Source organism: Falsiphaeobacter marinintestinus, from assembly GCF_007923355.1.
In the GTDB taxonomy this organism is placed as follows: Bacteria; Pseudomonadota; Alphaproteobacteria; order Rhodobacterales; family Rhodobacteraceae; genus Phaeobacter_A; species Phaeobacter_A marinintestinus.
The window spans coordinates 63288-80303 of the sequence record NZ_VOGO01000009.1 but is presented as its reverse complement, the minus strand read 5'-3'; the positions used below and the strand labels follow the sequence as shown (position 1 = coordinate 80303).

Annotated in this window: 17 protein-coding genes, 1 tRNA gene and 1 pseudogene; 8 read left to right on the top strand and 11 right to left on the bottom strand. The window is 59.8% G+C overall.

Annotation, left to right across the window (positions count from 1 at the left end; all coding sequences use genetic code 11):
• Positions 1–5: 5 nt before the first annotated feature.
• Positions 6–1214, bottom strand: coding sequence for a pyridoxal-phosphate-dependent aminotransferase family protein (locus tag FOY56_RS17860; RefSeq protein WP_146347265.1), 1209 nt, complete (start codon positions 1212–1214; stop codon positions 6–8).
• 62 nt (positions 1215–1276) lie between these two features.
• Positions 1277–2248 (bottom strand): agmatinase, encoded by a 972-nt coding sequence (gene speB, locus FOY56_RS17855; RefSeq protein ID WP_146347263.1) that lies wholly within the window; start codon positions 2246–2248, stop codon positions 1277–1279.
• Positions 2249–2418: 170 nt separating this feature from the next.
• Between speB and FOY56_RS17850 the strand changes: the two genes are divergently transcribed.
• Positions 2419–4281 carry an ABC transporter ATP-binding protein gene (locus tag FOY56_RS17850; protein WP_146347261.1) on the top strand — a complete coding sequence of 621 codons (1863 nt, stop codon included), beginning with the start codon at positions 2419–2421 and terminating at the stop codon, positions 4279–4281.
• Here the strand turns inward: FOY56_RS17850 and FOY56_RS17845 are convergent, their stop codons facing one another.
• The gene (locus FOY56_RS17845; protein WP_146347259.1) at positions 4282–4965 is read right to left on the bottom strand and encodes a TIGR04283 family arsenosugar biosynthesis glycosyltransferase; all 684 of its coding nucleotides are present in this window, start codon (positions 4963–4965) and stop codon (positions 4282–4284) included.
• Positions 4966–5035: 70 nt separating this feature from the next.
• On the opposite strand from FOY56_RS17845, the gene ygfZ reads away from it, so the two are divergent.
• The 4 genes from ygfZ (at position 5036) to FOY56_RS17825 (ending at position 8232) form a co-directional block, all read left to right on the top strand.
• The gene (gene ygfZ, locus FOY56_RS17840) at positions 5036–5770 is read left to right on the top strand and encodes a CAF17-like 4Fe-4S cluster assembly/insertion protein YgfZ (RefSeq protein ID WP_146347258.1); all 735 of its coding nucleotides are present in this window, start codon (positions 5036–5038) and stop codon (positions 5768–5770) included.
• Between the two features lie 67 nt (positions 5771–5837).
• Positions 5838–6659 carry an efflux RND transporter periplasmic adaptor subunit gene (locus FOY56_RS17835; RefSeq protein ID WP_222435008.1) on the top strand — a complete coding sequence of 274 codons (822 nt, stop codon included), beginning with the start codon at positions 5838–5840 and terminating at the stop codon, positions 6657–6659.
• A 66-nt stretch (positions 6660–6725) separates the two neighbouring features.
• Positions 6726–7628 carry an ABC transporter transmembrane domain-containing protein gene (locus tag FOY56_RS17830; protein WP_146347254.1) on the top strand — a complete coding sequence of 301 codons (903 nt, stop codon included), beginning with the start codon at positions 6726–6728 and terminating at the stop codon, positions 7626–7628.
• Between the two features lie 157 nt (positions 7629–7785).
• Positions 7786–8232 carry a hypothetical protein gene (locus FOY56_RS17825; RefSeq protein ID WP_146347253.1) on the top strand — a complete coding sequence of 149 codons (447 nt, stop codon included), beginning with the start codon at positions 7786–7788 and terminating at the stop codon, positions 8230–8232.
• Positions 8233–8356: 124 nt separating this feature from the next.
• Here FOY56_RS17825 and FOY56_RS17820 read toward each other — a convergent pair whose 3' ends face one another.
• Together FOY56_RS17820 and efp are read right to left on the bottom strand one after the other, a co-directional pair.
• On the bottom strand, positions 8357–8665 hold the full coding sequence (locus FOY56_RS17820; RefSeq protein ID WP_146347251.1) for a type II toxin-antitoxin system prevent-host-death family antitoxin: 309 nt from the start codon (positions 8663–8665) through the stop codon (positions 8357–8359).
• 259 nt (positions 8666–8924) lie between these two features.
• Entirely contained in the window at positions 8925–9488 is a 564-nt protein-coding gene (gene efp / locus FOY56_RS17815; RefSeq protein WP_146347249.1) for an elongation factor P, read from the bottom strand.
• Positions 9489–9706: 218 nt separating this feature from the next.
• Between efp and FOY56_RS17810 the strand changes: the two genes are divergently transcribed.
• Positions 9707–10027: a DUF6280 family protein gene (locus FOY56_RS17810; protein ID WP_146347248.1), complete on the top strand. Its 321-nt coding sequence runs from the start codon at positions 9707–9709 to the stop codon at positions 10025–10027.
• A 74-nt stretch (positions 10028–10101) separates the two neighbouring features.
• Positions 10102–11574: a cobyric acid synthase gene (locus FOY56_RS17805; protein ID WP_146347246.1), complete on the top strand. Its 1473-nt coding sequence runs from the start codon at positions 10102–10104 to the stop codon at positions 11572–11574.
• Here FOY56_RS17805 and FOY56_RS17800 read toward each other — a convergent pair.
• The 3 genes from FOY56_RS17800 to FOY56_RS17790 all read right to left on the bottom strand — a co-directional run bounded on the left by FOY56_RS17800 (position 11559) and on the right by FOY56_RS17790 (position 14882).
• Positions 11559–12656: a hypothetical protein gene (locus FOY56_RS17800; RefSeq protein ID WP_146347244.1), complete on the bottom strand. Its 1098-nt coding sequence runs from the start codon at positions 12654–12656 to the stop codon at positions 11559–11561. The genes FOY56_RS17805 and FOY56_RS17800 overlap by 16 nt on opposite strands.
• Before the next feature lie 74 nt (positions 12657–12730).
• Entirely contained in the window at positions 12731–14146 is a 1416-nt protein-coding gene (locus tag FOY56_RS17795; protein WP_146347242.1) for a TolC family outer membrane protein, read from the bottom strand.
• An 82-nt stretch (positions 14147–14228) separates the two neighbouring features.
• The gene (locus tag FOY56_RS17790) at positions 14229–14882 is read right to left on the bottom strand and encodes a protein-L-isoaspartate O-methyltransferase family protein (RefSeq protein WP_146347240.1); all 654 of its coding nucleotides are present in this window, start codon (positions 14880–14882) and stop codon (positions 14229–14231) included.
• A gap of 142 nt (positions 14883–15024) precedes the next feature.
• On the opposite strand from FOY56_RS17790, the gene FOY56_RS17785 reads away from it, so the two are divergent.
• Positions 15025–15098 (top strand) — tRNA-Cys (locus FOY56_RS17785).
• 460 nt (positions 15099–15558) lie between these two features.
• Here FOY56_RS17785 and FOY56_RS24140 read toward each other — a convergent pair.
• From FOY56_RS24140 to FOY56_RS17770, 3 genes and pseudogenes are all read right to left on the bottom strand, one after another.
• Positions 15559–15871, bottom strand: a pseudogene (locus FOY56_RS24140) (IS3 family transposase); the annotation flags it as partial.
• A 302-nt stretch (positions 15872–16173) separates the two neighbouring features.
• Positions 16174–16371, bottom strand: coding sequence for a hypothetical protein (locus tag FOY56_RS17775; protein ID WP_146347236.1), 198 nt, complete (start codon positions 16369–16371; stop codon positions 16174–16176).
• Positions 16372–16380: 9 nt separating this feature from the next.
• Positions 16381–16872, bottom strand: a complete 492-nt coding sequence (locus FOY56_RS17770) for an HdeD family acid-resistance protein (RefSeq protein WP_281288843.1) — start codon at positions 16870–16872, stop codon at positions 16381–16383.
• Positions 16873–17016: the final 144 nt, after the last annotated feature.

Genomic DNA, 17016 nt, shown 5'->3' with positions numbered 1-17016 from the left:
CGCGCCTATTTCCCCGCAATCACCGACGTGGCAGCTTCAAGCCCGCCTTTGCCATGCGGGATATCCAGCGCTTTCAACCCGGCTTCGATCCCGCCAAGCATCCCCAGAATCATCTGGCCGTTCACATGCCCCATATGACCAAGGCGAAAGAACCCGTGCCACGCCGGATCACCCGGAGGGGCCATGCCCAGCCCGATGCCCAGCGTCAGTCCAAGATGCGATGACACCCAATCGCGCAGCGCGGTCCCGTGTGGCGACCCGATGCGCAGCGACGTCACAGCACGCGACCGAAACGCAGGGTCGGCAACGTTCAGCGCCAAAGGCCCCTCCTGCCCCCAGGCGTCACAGGCCGCCCAGATTGCGCGGGCCAAACGGTCATGGCGGGCCCAGACGTGGTCCATCCCCTCGGCATGGATCATATCCAAAGCGGTGCGCAGCCCATACAGGTGGTGCGTTGGGGCCGTGCCGCCAAAATGCTGATAATACTCTTCCGGGTTGGCGCGCGGCACCCAGTCCCAATACCGGCTGACGCGCGGCATCCCGTCCCGCACAGCCGCCGCCTTGTCGTTGAAGAACACAAAGCTCATGCCCGGCGGCACCATCAGACCTTTCTGGCAGCCGGTGACCATCACATCGACGCCCCAGTCGTCCATCTCGAACCGGTCACAGCCCAGCGAGGCGATGCAATCGGCCATCAAAAGCGCAGGATGCCCGACTTCGTCCATCACCCGGCGTAAGGCCGGGATATCATTCAGGACTGAACTGGACGTATCCACATGCACGGCCAGAACCGCCTTGATCTGATGCGCGACGTCCGCCTTCAGCGCGTCTGCGATCTGATCAAGATCCCAAGGCTCGGACTTGCCGAAATCGATGATCTGCGCCGTTGCACCAATGCCTTCGGCCATATCCGCCCAGCCATGCCCGAACCGCCCCGTCGCGGGCACCAGCACCGTGTCGCCGGGTGCGATGACGTTGGACAAGGCCGCTTCCCACGCGCCATGGCCGTTGCTGATATAGATCGCCGCGTTATGGCGCGTCCGCGCCACCCGGCGCAGGTCGGGGATCACGCTATGGGTCAGATCGACCAGTTCGCCGGCATAGATGTTGGGCGCAGCCCGGTGCATCGCCTGCAACACGGCATCCGGAATCACCGACGGGCCGGGAATGGCCAGATAGTCGCGCCCTTGCGACAGGGTAAGGTCGTTTTTCATCCGCTAGGTCCGCCTTCTGAATCGGGGCCACAGTATCCGCGCGCGCGGGGCCGTCAATCGGATTACGCTTTGTCTGCCGCGACACGTTCCGCCAGGATGCACAGCATCTCAAACATGATCGACGCACCCAGATAAGCCGTACCACCCGAGGCATCAAATGGCGGCGACACCTCGACCAGATCAGCCCCCACGATGTTCATCCCCCGCAGTTCCCGCACCACTTGCAACGCCTGATACGAATTCGGCCCGCCGACCTCGGGCGTGCCCGTTCCGGGCGCAAAGGCCGGGTCGATAAAATCGATATCATAGGTCAGATAGCTTGGCCCCGCCCCTGCGATGGCGCGCACCTCGGCCATCACATCGGGAATTCCGCGATCAAACACCTCTTCGATCGGAATGATGCGGATGCCCACACTTGCGGCAAAATCACGATCTTCAGTGTCATACGCGGTGCCACGAATACCCACCTGAACGCTGCGCCTGGGGTCCAGCAAGCCTTCCTCAACCGCGCGGCGGAACGGCGTGCCATGTGTGTACCGTGTGCCGCCGAAGTAACTGTCGAACAGGTCTGTATGACTGTCGAAATGGATCAGGCCGACAGGCGCCTCCGCTGCCACGGCGCGCAGAACCGGCAGGCTGCACAAATGATCGCCCCCGGCCACCAGCGGCACCACGCCCGCCGCCAGAACCTGAGCAATGGCGTCCGTGATCCGCCCCATGCTCATCTGCAGATCCGCCGGGTTGGGCGGCACATCGCCCAGATCGGCGCAATTGACCAGCTCGAACGGCCGGGTGCCGGTCACCGCGTGCTGCGCCCGGATCATGGTCGACATATCGCGCAGCTGGCGCGGGCCATGGCGCGGACCGGGCCGGTTGGTTGTGCCGCTGTCCCACGGCACCCCGATCAGCCCGATGTCGACCTGAGGCAACCGGTCATCATCCATCGCGATATGCGGCAGCCGCATGAACGTCGGCACCCCGGCAAAGCGCGGCAGATCAAACCCCGACACAGGCTGAAACAAAGTATTGGTCATGCGGGCGCCCCCCTTGGACATCTGTTTGCGCGCAGTTTGGCCACCCCATGCGGATCGTCAAGGCGGGCAGGACCAAACGTCAGCGTCCCTTGCGCCGACGCGGGCACCTGCTTAAATGGCGCGCACATGACACATCACCCATCACAGCCCGATTGCGGGACCCGACCGGTATGAACAGCACACCGCATTATTCCTCGCGCGAGCTTTTGGGCTGGCTGTGGAAGGATTACCTGCACCAGCGTATCGGCCTGCTGCTGGTCGCGTTCTTCTTCATGCTGCTCGAAGGCTCGATGGTCGGTGCCGTCAGCTATATGATGGAACCGATGTTTGACGAGGTGTTTGTCAAAGGCAACACCGGTGCGCTCGGGTGGGTCAGCATCGCGTTTCTGGTCATCTTTTCGGTGCGCGGCATCGCCGGGGTCGTGCAAAAGGTCTTGCTGGCCCGGATCTCGCAATCGACATCCGCGCATTTGCGGGTGGATCTGCTCAGCCGGATGATCAAGCAGGACACGTCCTTTCACCAGACACACCCGCCGGGCTTTCTGATCCAGCGGATTCAGTCAGATGTCGGGGCCGTCAATCAGGTCTGGCAGATGATCATCACCGGCGCGGGCCGCGATCTGGTCTCTCTGGTTGTCTTGCTGGGCGTTGCCGTCAATGTTGACTGGGCCTGGACGGCCGTCATGCTGTTCGGCGTTCCCCTGATGCTGGCCCCCATCGCGATGGCCCAGAAATATGTCCGCCGCCGCGCCTCCGAGGCCCGCGATCTGGGCGCGACCCTTGCCACGCGACTTGACGAAATCTTTCACGGTATCGTGCCGGTCAAGCTGAACAGCCTGGAAGAATATCAGGTCAAACGCTTCGACGGGCATATGAACAGCTTCGTGCGCTCTGAAATCCGCGCAATCTTTGGTACCGCCTCGATCACCGGACTGATCGATATCATGGCCGGGCTCGGGTTTATGGGCGTCCTGCTGTATGGCGGCTCTGAAATCATTTCGGGCGAAAAAACCGTCGGCCAGTTCATGAGCTTCTTCACTGCGATCGGCCTCGCGTTTGACCCGATGCGTCGTCTCGCGTCGATCAGCGGCAGCTGGCAGGCCGCCGCAGCCGCGCTGGAACGTCTGAAAGATCTGATGGACGCGCCGATCAAACTGGTCAGCCCGGAAAATCCGGTTGCGCCCCCCACCGGTCTGCCCACGGTCGCGCTGGACAACGTCAACCTCAGCTATGGTGATGCGCAGATCCTGCATGGTCTGACGCTCACCGCCCAAGCCGGTAAAACCACCGCCCTCGTCGGCGCGTCCGGCGCCGGGAAATCGACCGTGTTCAACCTGCTGACGCGCCTTGTCGATCCGCAAGACGGCAGTGTCACTGTCGGTGACATCCAGGTCGGCGATATGGATCTGAACGCCCTGCGCGATATGTTCTCGGTGGTCAGTCAGGAAGCGCTGCTGTTTGACGAAACCCTGCGCGAAAACATTCTGTTGGGCCGCACAGATGTCAGCGACGAAGACCTGCAACCGGTGCTTGAGGCGTCGCATGTCGCCGATTTCCTGCCCAAACTGACAGACGGGCTGGACACATTGGTTGGCCCGCGCGGCTCGGCCCTGTCCGGCGGTCAGCGCCAGCGCGTCGTGATTGCCCGCGCCCTGTTGCGCGACACGCCGATCCTGTTGCTGGACGAAGCCACCAGCGCGCTGGACGCACAGTCCGAAAAGGTTGTGCAGGAAGCTCTGGACAGGCTCTCAGGAGGCCGCACAACCATCGTGATCGCCCACCGCCTGTCCACCATCCGCAACGCCGACAGTATCGTCGTGATGGACCGTGGCGTTGCCGTCGATCACGGCACCCACGAAGAGCTTCTCGCCCGCGGCGGGATCTATGCAGATCTTTATCACCTGCAATTCCGGGACGGCAAAACCGTCATCGACCCTGCAGGGGCAGCGGCACTTCTTCCGCATGATCCGCAAACAGCTGAACGTCAGCCGTCGTGGTTCCGGCGCAACGTGCTGGGCCTGTTCGGCCTCTGATCAGCGGCGATAGGCCTGTGCTAGGTCCTTGGGATCGGTCCCGGCGAAATAACGCGCCAGCGTCCACAAATTGTGTGCGCCCCGCCGCAACCAGCCCGATTTCTGATACCGTTCCGGCGATGTCACGGCCCGCACCGGCAGCGGTGTCAGCGGCTTTTTCAACGCCCTGACCAGCGCCACGTCCTCCATCAGCGGCTGATCGGGATACCCGCCTGCCTTGTGATAATCGGTCGTGCGCAGCAGCAATCCCTGATCGCCATAGGGCAACCCGAACACCCGGGCGCGCAGATTGGCCCAGCCCGCCACCCAGGCTGGCATCAGCCCGGTGGCCCTAAACGACAACTGAAAGAAGGCCGGGCCGGCATCGGGCATGTCCAGATGGCCCCCGACCACCTGAGACCATCCCGGATCCAGCACCGTATCGGCGTGCAGCACCATCAGCCACTGCCCCCGCGCCGCCGCCGCGCCGCGTCGCAACTGTCCGCCGCGTGACGCCGGACCTGTCACGACATCGGCACCGGTGGCATCGGCGATCTTGCGGGTTGCATCGGTTGACCCGCCGTCGCTGACAATCACTTCGCGGATCAATCCGGCCGGAAGCCCCTCGATCAGGGCCGTCAGGCATTGCGGCAGGTTCCCCTCCGCATTCAGCGTGGGGATGATAATACTGATCTTGGCCGTCACCGCGCGCGTTCCTCTGTTCTTTTCGGGGCATATCCCTATATCACAGGACAAAGAATGCAAGGAATCCCTCATGACTGCGCGCCGAATTCTGCGTCTGACCGGCTCGGACACCGATACTTTTCTGCAAGGTCTGGTGACAAACGACATTGCCCGACTGGACGACGGACTGGTCTATGCCGCCCTCTTGACGCCACAGGGCAAATACATCGCGGACTTCTTTCTGAAGCGCGACGGCGATGGCATCCTGCTGGACGTGACTGACTCTCTGGGGGATGATCTGACCCGCCGCCTTGGCATGTACAAGCTGCGCGCCGATGTACAAATCGCCCCGTCCGGGCTGAACCTGCAACGCGGCACCGGCCCTGCCCCCGATGGCGCCCTGCCCGACCCGCGTCACCCGGACATGGGCTGGCGGACCTATACACAGGCGGACGAAGCCGATGATGGCACCGACTGGGATGCCATTCGCGTACGTTACTGCATCCCCGAAACCGGGATCGAACTGACCCCGGACACCTATATCCTTGAAGCCGGGTACGAAGCTTTGAACGGCGTCGACTTCCGCAAAGGCTGCTATGTCGGGCAAGAGGTCACCGCCCGGATGAAACACAAAACCGATCTGCGCAAAGGCCTGCGGACAGTTAAAATCGACGGCAGTGCCCCTGTCGGGACCGAAATTACATCCGGCGGCAAACCCGCAGGCGTTCTATTCACGCAATCCAAGGACCGCGCCATTGCCTATCTGCGGTTTGACCGGGCCAAGGGCGACATGCAGGCCGGATCAGCCACCCTGCGTTTGGACTGATCAAAACATCTGGAAAACTGTCTCAGTCATGGCATGATGGCAAAACATCGTGGCCATGGGGGACGTCGTGTTCCGATTTCTATGTACTTGCTTGCTGTTGACACTGACTGCGCCCGCCCTGGCGGCGGACGATACGGTCGAATTTCCCGGTCGGATCGAAGCGCTCAATCAGTCGGAAGTGTCCAACGCCGTGGCCGCCACGGTCACAGCTATTCATTTTTCTCCCGGAGAATACGTCACGCCGGGGGATCTGCTGTTTACCCTGGACAAAGCCGGGTTCGAACTGGCTGTCGAAACCGAAGTCGCCTTTCTTCTGCGCGCCGAAGCCACCCTGAAATCCGCAGCCCGCGACTTCGAGCGGATGCAAAGACTGCAAAGCCGGGGCTCGGCCACCGGTGTGCAGGTCCTGAAAGCCGAAGTCGCCCAGGCCATGGCCGACGCCGTACGGGCCGAAACCCGCGCCCGGGTCAAAGCGGCGCAGATGGATCTGGCCCGCACCGATATCCGGGCTCCGATCTCGGGCGTGATCAGCGCACCGTCCGTCAAAGTCGGATCTTACGTCAAGGTCGGTAATGGCCCGCTGGCGACGATCATGCAGCTCGACCCCGTCCGCCTGTCCTACGAAGTGCCCTACATCGACCGGGTCGAATCCCTTGGCCTTACCGAGTTGCCGTTCCCCGAAAGCCTTCTGTCCAGCGTCACCCTGACCGTGAAAATCACCGAGAGCTGGACGCACCCCCACAGAACCCGTCCAAGCAATGTCGACGCTGTCGTCAACCCGGTGACCGGAACCCTCACAATCTGGGCCGAACTGCCAAATCCCGACGGCCAACTGCGCCCCGGCATGCGGGTCCGCGTGCTGTCCGACCTGGTGCCTGCCCCCGATTAAGCGGTTGAGTTAGCCGCCTTTCCACGCCACCATCCCGCGGATTTCGTCACCCTGCGAGGAAGTATCGTGCTGGAACTCTATGCCGCCATCTGGCGGGTCAGTGGTCGCCGACAGATCGTCCTGATCGTGCTGTCCGTCTGCATCGCGGCATTGGCCGCCGCCCCGCTGGGGTTTCACAAGGAAATCATCAACCTTCTGACCAAAGGCGACATCGATCAAACCCGGCTCTTCATGCTGGGTGCCGGCATGATGGGGGTCATCCTGCTCAGCCTCGCGCTGAAATGGGTGATGGGATACCGATCCGGCATTCTGGGCGAAGACGTGATCCGCCTGCTCCGCGCCCGCCTGATCACCGCAACCGCCTCGGGCGATGCACAGGTCCCGGTCGGAACCCTCTCGACAGCCGTCTCCGCCGAGGCCGAAGATGTCGGCAAATTCGCAGGCGGCGCGTTTTCGGATCCCGTTGTGCAGATCGGCACGCTGATCAGCGTGATCGGGTTCATCGCCTCGACCCAACCCGGCCTCGGCACGATTGCCGTCGCGCTGATCATCCCGCAAGTCGTCATCGTTCTGGTGTCCCAACGCAAGGTCAACACTCTGGTCGCCGAGCGCGTGCGCATCCTGCGCCGCTCGACCGATACGATGACAGCCAAAAGCATCTCCGACGCCGAGCGCGAGATTCTGGAGGCCTTCGATCACATCTATGACACCCGCCGCACGATGTTTATCTGGAAACTGTCCAGCAAGTTTTTGTTAAGCGTTATCAATGGCATTGGAACAGTATTGGTGCTGATGCTCGGCGGCTGGCTGGTGCTGAAAGGGCGCACCGATGTCGGCACGGTGGTGGCCGCCACTATGGGCCTCACCCGCATTCAGGGGCCAACCGCCTTCCTGATCGCATACTACCGCCAGGTCAGCGCAAACCGCGTCAAATTCGAACTCCTGCGCGGCCTGTTTCCAACCGGATAGGCAATCAGCGCCGGAACAAATACAGCCGTGTCGGCCCTATCAATCCTAACGACTTCCCCTCCCTGAAAGACGAGACACTGAACGGCGGCTCCGAGCCCAATGTGGCCACACTATTGCACGATTTTGAGTTCAGCATGTAGACGAAGGAGTGCCGCAAATGAGAAAATACGTCGTCTACTATTTTTTGCTGCTTCCGCTGGGAGTTGCGATTTCTGTAGGTCTTTCCAGCTTGATACATGCCTTACTAGATATGCCAAGGGGAGTTCCTCTGGCGCGGTTGGGTTGGATGGGCGTTGTTATGCAAGTATCCTTGGTAATTCTTCCGTTTTTCTTTGCTCCCATTTTCACGGCTATCGCATTCGTAGGTGGAAATAAATCTGCGCCGGAGACGCGCGAACTGATGCAGTTCGTTGCTACCATCTCTGGGATGGTGGCTTTCCTCTGGGTTCTTTTCATATTTGGCTCTGGGATGTGGTTCGGCATCCTCCAAGGTTCGATATGGTTCGTCTGCGCAGCAGTTCTGGCTCCCCCCATAGTCGCCATGGCTTCGTGTTGGTTTCTGTTCTCGGCCGTGATTTGGGCATTCGTTCACAGACGTACATAAAGCGCAGTTACTCCATGGTCCGCTTCGTCCCGCATACCGGACGCAAGGGCCGTCTTAGACTCATTTCAGCTTTCAAACCGAATTGAATGCGGTCAAAGCCGGAAATGTTTCAGATCGCTCTCGATCACTCCATCCGGATGACAATACTGTCTCGCTGCTCCTCCTCCACCCTCCGGTCGTGATCGGCTTCACGACGGATCTGCTCCCATTTCTCCAGCAACCGGGCGTGGTCCAGTCTGGCATCCAGGTCCCGTACCGCATCACCCTCGCGCAGCCTTGCGAGGTCGCTGGGCGGGGTCAGCACCGCCACCAGCCTCCCCCGTCGGGTGATCCGGATCCGCGCGCCATCAAACAGCACCGTGTCCAGCGCGTCGGCCAACTGGGTGCGCAGCGCGGCGACGCTCAGCTCAAGATCAGGATCAGGGTCGGGCATGGCGGTCTCCTGCGCGGTCGCGACACCCTGACGGAAACCGGTTAACAGCCCGAAACCCGGGCGAACGCCTGCGTAACTGAATTTGCCCTCGTACAAATCGTACGAAATCACCCCCGAATCCCGCGATATGTCACAGATGTACAATCCTCACCCGACCGTGCGCAGACCACGCACAAAGCGGCCAAATCCGTTGCGCCCGCGCGGCTATGTCCGCACGGGCGCAACGCCACGTTATCTGGTATGAAGTCCGAGGCCCGGATCAGGCGCGTTCGGAATATTCCATGGTTTCGGTGTTCACCACGATGTCTTCGTCCTGCCCGACAAAGGGCGGCACCATGACCTTGACGCCATTGTCCAGGATCGCCGGTTTGAACGAATTCGCGGCTGTCTGTCCTTTGACCACAGGCTCGGTCTCGACGATCTTGCAGGTCACTTTCTGCGGCACCGTCGCGTTCAGGGCCTCGGTGTCATAAAATTCGACATGAATTGTCATGCCGTCCTGCAAAAACGGGCGACGGTCGCCCAGGATCTCGGTCGGCAATTCCACCTGATCATAGGTTTCCGTGTCCATGAACACCAACATCCCGTCGGATTCGTACAGGAACTGCATGTCCTTCTGTTCCAGCCGGACGCGCTCAACTTTGTCCGCACTGCGGAAGCGTTCGTTCAGTTTCGATCCGTTGCGCAGGTTGCGCAACTCGACCTGAGCAAAGGCGCCGCCCTTGCCCGGTTTGACGTGATCGACCTTCACGGCGGCCCACAGACCGTCATTATGTTCCAGAACATTGCCGGGGCGGATTTCGTTACCGTTGATCTTGGGCATGTTACAAATCTCTCACGGATGGTTGATGCGCAGCTTTGGAACCCTATATCTGGCAGGCTCCACCCTGGCAAGACAACGATATCTCGTATGCGCAAACCTTGAGCTATGCAAAATTTGCAACAAAGGTATGCAATATTAGTGTATCCGAATCGATGGCAATGCGCCATAAGGACCGTCACGCCGGAAAACGCAAGAGCAAGAACAATAAGGGAAGCGAGATGAGAGATTTCGTTGACGGAACGGCCTTTAACAACGAACAAGGTAACCGTGCGCGTAAACTGTTTGCGGCCGTTGTGCTGGCCGCGCTGGATGATGCCATCGCCGATGACAAGAAATACGGCAATGGTCCTGAACAAATCGCCCGCTGGGCGCGCTCTCGTGATGGGCGTGAGGTTTTGACCTGCGCCGGGATCGACCCGAACGAGCGCGTTGTGTCGGGCCTGATGGATTTTGTTGGCCGCGGTGTGCGCACCTCGGTAGCGCTGTCACGCGAAGAAAGTGAGCGCCGCAACGCCGCTCAGCAGGCTGAAGCCGCCTGATCCTGTCTTAGGACAATTGCAAAGACGCGCCCGATTCAGGGCGCGTTTTTCTTGGCCTCACGCGAGGGGCGTACATGGTCCGTGCTATCATGGTTCAAGGCACCGGCAGCAATGTCGGAAAGTCTTTGCTGGTTGCCGGTCTGGCCCGTGCGTTTACCCGCCGTGGCCTTCGCGTCGCGCCGTTCAAGCCGCAGAACATGTCGAACAATGCCGCCGTCACAGAGGATGGTGGAGAAATCGGACGTGCGCAGGCGCTTCAGGCGCGGGCTGCCGGGCGTGTGCCGATCAGCGATATGAACCCGGTCCTGCTGAAGCCGGAAAGCGAAACCGGTGCGCAGCTAATCGTTCAGGGGCGTCGTGTCGCCACGCAAGAAGCCGGACGATATCAGCGCAAAAAGGGGTCGTTGCTTAAGCCTGTGCTGGAAAGCTTTGCACGGCTGTGTGCGGATGCCGATCTTGTTGTGATCGAAGGGGCGGGCAGCCCGGCCGAAACCAACTTGCGCCGCGGTGACATCGCCAACATGGGCTTTGCTTGCGCCGCAGGGGTGCCTGTCGTGCTGGTTGGGGACATCGACCGGGGCGGTGTGATTGCGCAGATCGTGGGCACAAAGGCGGTTTTGGAACCGGTTGACCTGTCGTGCATTGCCGGATTTGCGATTAACCGGTTTCGGGGCGATCTAAGCCTGTTTGACGAAGGTCGCGACGACATCGCGCGACGGACAGGATGGCCTTGCCTGGGTGTGATCCCATGGTTCTCCGACGCCTGGAAACTGCCTGCCGAAGACATGATGGACATCGCATCGCGCAACGGCGGGGCCTGCAAGGTCGCCGTTCCTCATTTGCCACGCATGGCAAACTTCGATGACCTCGATCCGCTGGCCGCAGAACCCGCTGTGACATTGGATATTGTGGCCCCGGGGCGCACATTGCCCGGCGACGCAGATCTGGTGCTGATCCCCGGCAGCAAATCCACACGGGCTGATCTGGCATTTTTGCGATCCCAGGGGTGGGACATTGATCTTCAGGCGCATGTGCGCCGGGGTGGGCATGTCATGGGACTGTGCGGCGGATACCAGATGCTGGGGCGCAGGATCGAAGACCCGTATGGGGTTGATGGCGCCGCCGGGTCTGACATGGCGTTGGGGCTGCTGGATGTAACGACCGTGATGTCGGCGGACAAGCAGGTGATTCAGCGTGCAGCGACCGCGCTGCCCGGGGGCGAACCGGTGTCTGGCTATGAGATCCACATGGGGCGGACCACAGGCCCGGATTGCGCGCGGGGATGGTTGTCGGTTGACGGTGCCGTTGAAGGTGCAGCCTCTGCCAGTGGGCGGGTCAGAGGCAGCTACCTGCACGGTCTGTTCGCATCAGACGACTTCAGGGCCAGCTATCTGGCCGGGTTGGGCCACGGATCGGACTTGGCCTATGAGGCCAGCGTCGACACCACGCTAGACGCGCTGGCCGATCATCTGGAACGACATCTGGATCTGGAGCAGCTGTTGGCGCTTGCCGCTGTCCCGGCCTTACCGGATCAGTCGAGCTCCTGAGCCGTCAGGGCCCGGTGTATTTCACGCCGGACCAGCTTGCGTACATTGCGGGTGATGCGTTCGCCCAAAGCGCCCTGCAGTTCTTCGCGCACGATGTCAGACACCAGTTCACGCAACATTTCTTCGTCCAGAACGGCCTCATCCGCGGCAATGACATCCACATTTTCGGCGTCTGGCTCTATTGCATCAACGTTGGGCTCGGCAGCGCTGTGATCGCTCCAAGGCATTGCACGGGCAGTGGGCGCTTCAAAGTTTTCGGAGTCATCGGTCCCGTCCGATTCCCACTGGTCGTGCGAGCGGCCGATTGCAGATTCCAATGCCTTGATTTTATCGCTGAGCGCGGCCACACGTTCAGAATGCGAGGTGTCCTGCAAAGGCGCGTCCTGAGGCATTTCGCCGACTTGCTCTTCCAGGTCGTCTTGGACTTCAAGGTCATCGTGTTCTTCAAATTCGTCGTGGTCTTCATACTCATCAATGTCTTCATCGTCATATTCGACGACGTCAGCATGTTCGATGATGTCATTTTCCGGGGCGTCGTCGTTTAGATATTCGAGGCTTTCGGGCGCAGATTGTTCGTCCGCGAACTCAACCTCTTCAACTTCAACCTCATCAACCTCAACGTCGGCATCAATGTCTTCTTCGTCATCAGACAACGCCGCCTGATCGTCCACGATCATGTCCTGAAGCGTATAAACATGCGCGGTTGAAGCATCTTCGCTTGGATCCCAGTCGTCCAGCGAAAGGTTTTCATCAAGCGTCACTTCTTCTTCGGAAGACTCGTCAGCATATGATTCGTCTTCGGTCGTGACACTGGCGGCGTCATAGAGGGTTGCATCAGGATCGCGCCACGGCGCTTCGTTCAGATCATCCTCTGCAAGCGCGTAGCCATCGCCAGCTTCAGTGTCGTCGACCTCGGCATTCTGTTCAGGAACCCGTTGAGCCGGTGTCAGTACAAGTTTTGCAGGCTTTTTCGCTTCGGTTTCCGGCGCAGGACCACGGTCAAAACGTGTATCTTCGCTGACCAACCGACGGATTGAAGACAGAACATCTTCAATCTCAATATTCGTTACAGGATCTGACATACGTGACTTTCGCTCTGACCTCGCCGCCAAGGCTAGCCGGTTTCAGTGCTTTTCTCAACCGATACAGAGAATGATCACTGCTTTCCCAGTGCTTTAAGGACACGGTCCAGATCGCGCCCCCGTTTACTGGTATAGGTCGGCGCGGTCTTGACCAGGTTGTAATAGAGCGTCGGGTCATAGATCTGAACCGCCAGCCCCAGGCGTTCGGCCGTTAGCAAGCCTTGTGCCGACACAAGCTGATACGCGGCGGTCGATTCCTCGGCCTTGGCAGAAATCTGCGAGGTCAGAGCATCAAGCAAATCCTGCTCGGCCGTCAAAACATCCAGCGTTGTCCGGGCGCCCAGTGTCGCCTCTTCCCGAATGCCGTCAAACGCCACTTGCGCCGCGCGGACCTGTTCTGCGGTTGCGACAAGGCTGGCCCGGGCCGTTTCAAACCGGACGAATGCATTGGCGACAGCCTGGTCAACATCCCGCTGCACCGTCAGGAGATTGGCGCGGATCGAATCGCGGGTCGCAATGGATTTACGATAGACGGCCGACAACCCGCCCCCCTGGTAAATCGTCTGCGAGAAATTGAGCGATATACCCGTGCCGCGCCCGTAGGCATTCGAGCCTGAAAACTCGGTCAGGTCCGCATCTGCGCTAAGAGTGGCGCTGGGGCCAAAGCTACGCTTGGCTGCCATGACACCAAGTTCTGCGGCGCTGACCTGATGCTGGCCGGCCAGAATAGACGGATGCGTGCGTGCTGCGATGGCCTGTGCTTCCGCGATGGACGCGGGGCGTGCCGGCAACGGAGGTGCCCCTGCAAGCGTACCTGGCGCGTGCCCGACAGCGTTGGTGTATTCGGCCTGCCCCGATACCAGAAGACCGCGTGCCTCAGCCAGACTGCTGCGGGCCGCTGCCAGACGGGATTCGGCCAGCGCAACATCGGTGCGGGTCACTTCGCCGACTTCGAACCGATCTTGCGAAGCCCGCAATTCTTCCTGCAGCACACGCACGTTGTTTTCGCGCAGCGAGACGTTTTCGGTAAACAGCAGCACATTCATATAGGCGGCAACGGCACGAAACAGGATCTGTTGTTCGATCGCAATCAGCGTCTGGCGGGTGGCCAGAACAGTTTCCTGAGCCGCCTGCTTGTTCAACTTCGACACTCCGCCGTCATAGACCAACCAGTCAGCGGAAAGAAGGTTGAAGAAGTATGTTGATCCGGTGGTCGATACCGTCAGGCCCGATGTCCGGGTCAGATCCCGGGCAATGCTGCCTGTCCAGGTCACAACCGGACGTAGCCGGGCCAGTGCAATGGCAACATCTTCGTCGGCAGCACGCAGCAACGCCCGGTTCTGCTCTAAAAGGCCTGATGTATTGTAGGCCCCGATCAAAGCATCGGCCAGATTGTCGGCCTCGGCCTTTTGGGCACCGCCTGCAGAGATGGCCAGCGCCACCGCAACAAGGGCAGGTTTGAAAAACCCGGCTTTCAGCATTCTGCGCATCCTTACATCTCCGGCGCCCAGACGGCGCATGAAAGGTTAACTCATGGCTCCGCCTGCCCGGACACGGACAGTTCGGGACAGATCAAAGGGCGAAGGCGGCCTGCTTTTCGAACCCCGGTAGAACCGGCGCCGCCGCATTGAAGGCAAAGCGCCATGTCAGAGAGTCCCCCGATTTGCGCGCCATCCGAACTTCACCCAAAGCACCGTCCATGAAAATACATGCCATCCGGCCGCCATCTTTCAACTGATTTTTCAGTTTTTCCGGCAGTTCCCCTACGCCACCCTGCACCAGGATGACATCATATGGGCCATGTTCGGCGGCACCGCCGGTCAAAGGTCCCTGATGCAACACCGCATTATCGGCCCCCGCATCCGCCAAAAGCGATTGCGCGTCCGCCGCCATGGCCTCGTCTTCCTCGACCGCGATCACCGCCTGAGCCATCTGCGCCGCGATAGCCGAGGAATACCCCAGCCCACAGCCGACATCGAGCACCAGTTCGTCATCCTGAATGTTCAGCGCATCCAGAATCTTGGCCAATGTGCGCGGCTCCAGCATTACGCGACCACTGCCCAGATCCAGATCCTCGCCGGCATAGGCCGCTTCGCGCTGCGCATCCGGCACGAATGTCTCGCGCGGTACGCTCAGGAAAGCATCGATGATCGGGTATTTAGTAACGTCGGACGGTCGGATCTGGGTGTCGACCATAATACGGCGCCGGGCTGCGAAATCAGTCATGCCTAAACTCACTTGTTCAGTCTGTTCCTGCGCTTTTGCCACATCCCATCGGCCCCGGCAACGTCCACCGGCGCGAAATCGTCGCTTGCGGCCCTTGCAGCGGTGCGACAGATCGGCTAGAGCCTCAATCGCACCATCTGGCGGCGAGTTGGCGGAGTGGTGACGCAGCGGATTGCAAATCCGTGTACACCGGTTCGATTCCGGTACTCGCCTCCACTTTGGAACCTTCCGGGCCTGCGGCCGAAGATTTTCCTCAAGTAAAAACAGACAGATGACGCAATCAAGGGTTGACGTGCGCCGTCAATCCCGCAACATTTTCCGCAACACATCCCGCAACATGTGCGCAATTTCTGAATTCAAACTGATGTGCTGGGTGCGGGATTGCACCGTGATTGGAGAACTTAGACTAAGTGATATTTGAAAGAGCAGCATGGGCGTGATTTTAGATCGGGGGCGGTTTTATTGGGTCAAGCGGGTTCCGAAACGATTCCAAGGATTGGTTCGCGGTCAAGACGGTCAACCGGTTTCTCAGGTTCGGCAAGCCCTTCGCACCGATTGAGCCTCCCCCTTTGAAGTGGTCCGCCCCTATGATTAGGAAAGGGAGGATCAGAGATGGCCCAGACGTGGTTTGGTTGCGTGAGCCTCATTCGGATGTTTGAACTGTCCTTGTGATAGAAATGCCCAGCTTAGCCAATGTTTGACGCGCTGACAGATGCGATCCTTCGATCAGCCGGATGATCTCCAACTTCTCTGATGCGGAATATCTCATTCTTGGGCGTCCCCATCGTCGATTATGCTTTTTTGAGAAGGCGCATTTCCAGCGTTTGCTCCGCCACAACCTCCTTCAGATCACGGGCCTCACTGCGCAGGTTCTTGACTTCGTCCATCGTCGCTGCACGTGCGGTGTCCCCCGCCAACCGCTTCTTTCCGGCTTCCATGAAGTCCTTTGACCATTTGTAGTAAACGCCTTGGGAAATTCCCTCACCCCTCTCGGGATCATGCATGGCATGACCCTGTCGGGCAGCGGGCGGCACAATTCGGCATTCGACCATTGTCCTCGGACCAATGGCCGACAAGGTCTCATTGTCCTCGCCACGCAAGCCATCCAGATCAATCCGGAACTTCTCTTCAGCTGAATACTGTTTGCGCCCCTCTCATTGATACTGCGTATCAACTGTCGGGCAGTGGTGCGCCCGCTTAATGTCTTGGACGATCTTCTTGCCGGGGCTCTTCGTTGTCGTTCTCATCGTCCACTCCTCGGTGGCTACGATGAGCAACAGACCCTTTGTTATCAAATCGACCTATTTGGATCCATAAGCGCTGACGTCAGACAGGTGTAATGCGCCACCATCACCGGGCTTTGGCCCGTACCGGCTGCAACCAGATCATCACCACAGCCTGCCTCGACCTGCTCGCAGGCCGCGTTGGTCACACCCTGACGCAAATGGGGCGGCCCAATCGGGCAGCCCCAAAGATTATCAGCCTGCAAAGCCGATGCTCAGATTGCGACCGATACATTGTTTTTCAAACCATAGGCCAACCGGATGTACCCGGCGCCTTCGCCAATCAGCGAGACACCTACCATGACACCCACCAGAACAACGCTGACTTCGGGATAGAGCGTCATCAGATAGAGCGAGACCAGAACTGAAAGCCCTCCGCCGAAAATGACCCATCCGGACCCCGGCTCAGGGCGTGCCATGACACCGACCGCGATCCGTATCAAACCGCTGACGAAAACGGCGACGATCATGACCAAGGTCAGCGCCATCAGGCCTTCCAGCGGGCGAAACAGCAGCATCACGCCAGCAACCGTGTTGAAAAGCCCAAGGATCAAATAGGTCACCCGGGCGTTCCAGCCGTCATTGGTTGTGAAAACCTGAATCAACATCACAACGCCGCCAATCGCAAAGAACGCGCCGACAATCACTTCGACTACCAAAGAAACCATGAATGGTGCAATGAAAGCACCGAGCCCCCCGATTATCATCAAGATCCCGACCCCAAGAAACCAACCCCACCGGTTCTGCACATCTCCGTTAACACCCACCATGTTCATTCCTCTTTCAATCGCCGGATATCCGACAATCACGTTGTTTCAAATACGGTTGCCGGCGGCGGCCAGCTGACCAGT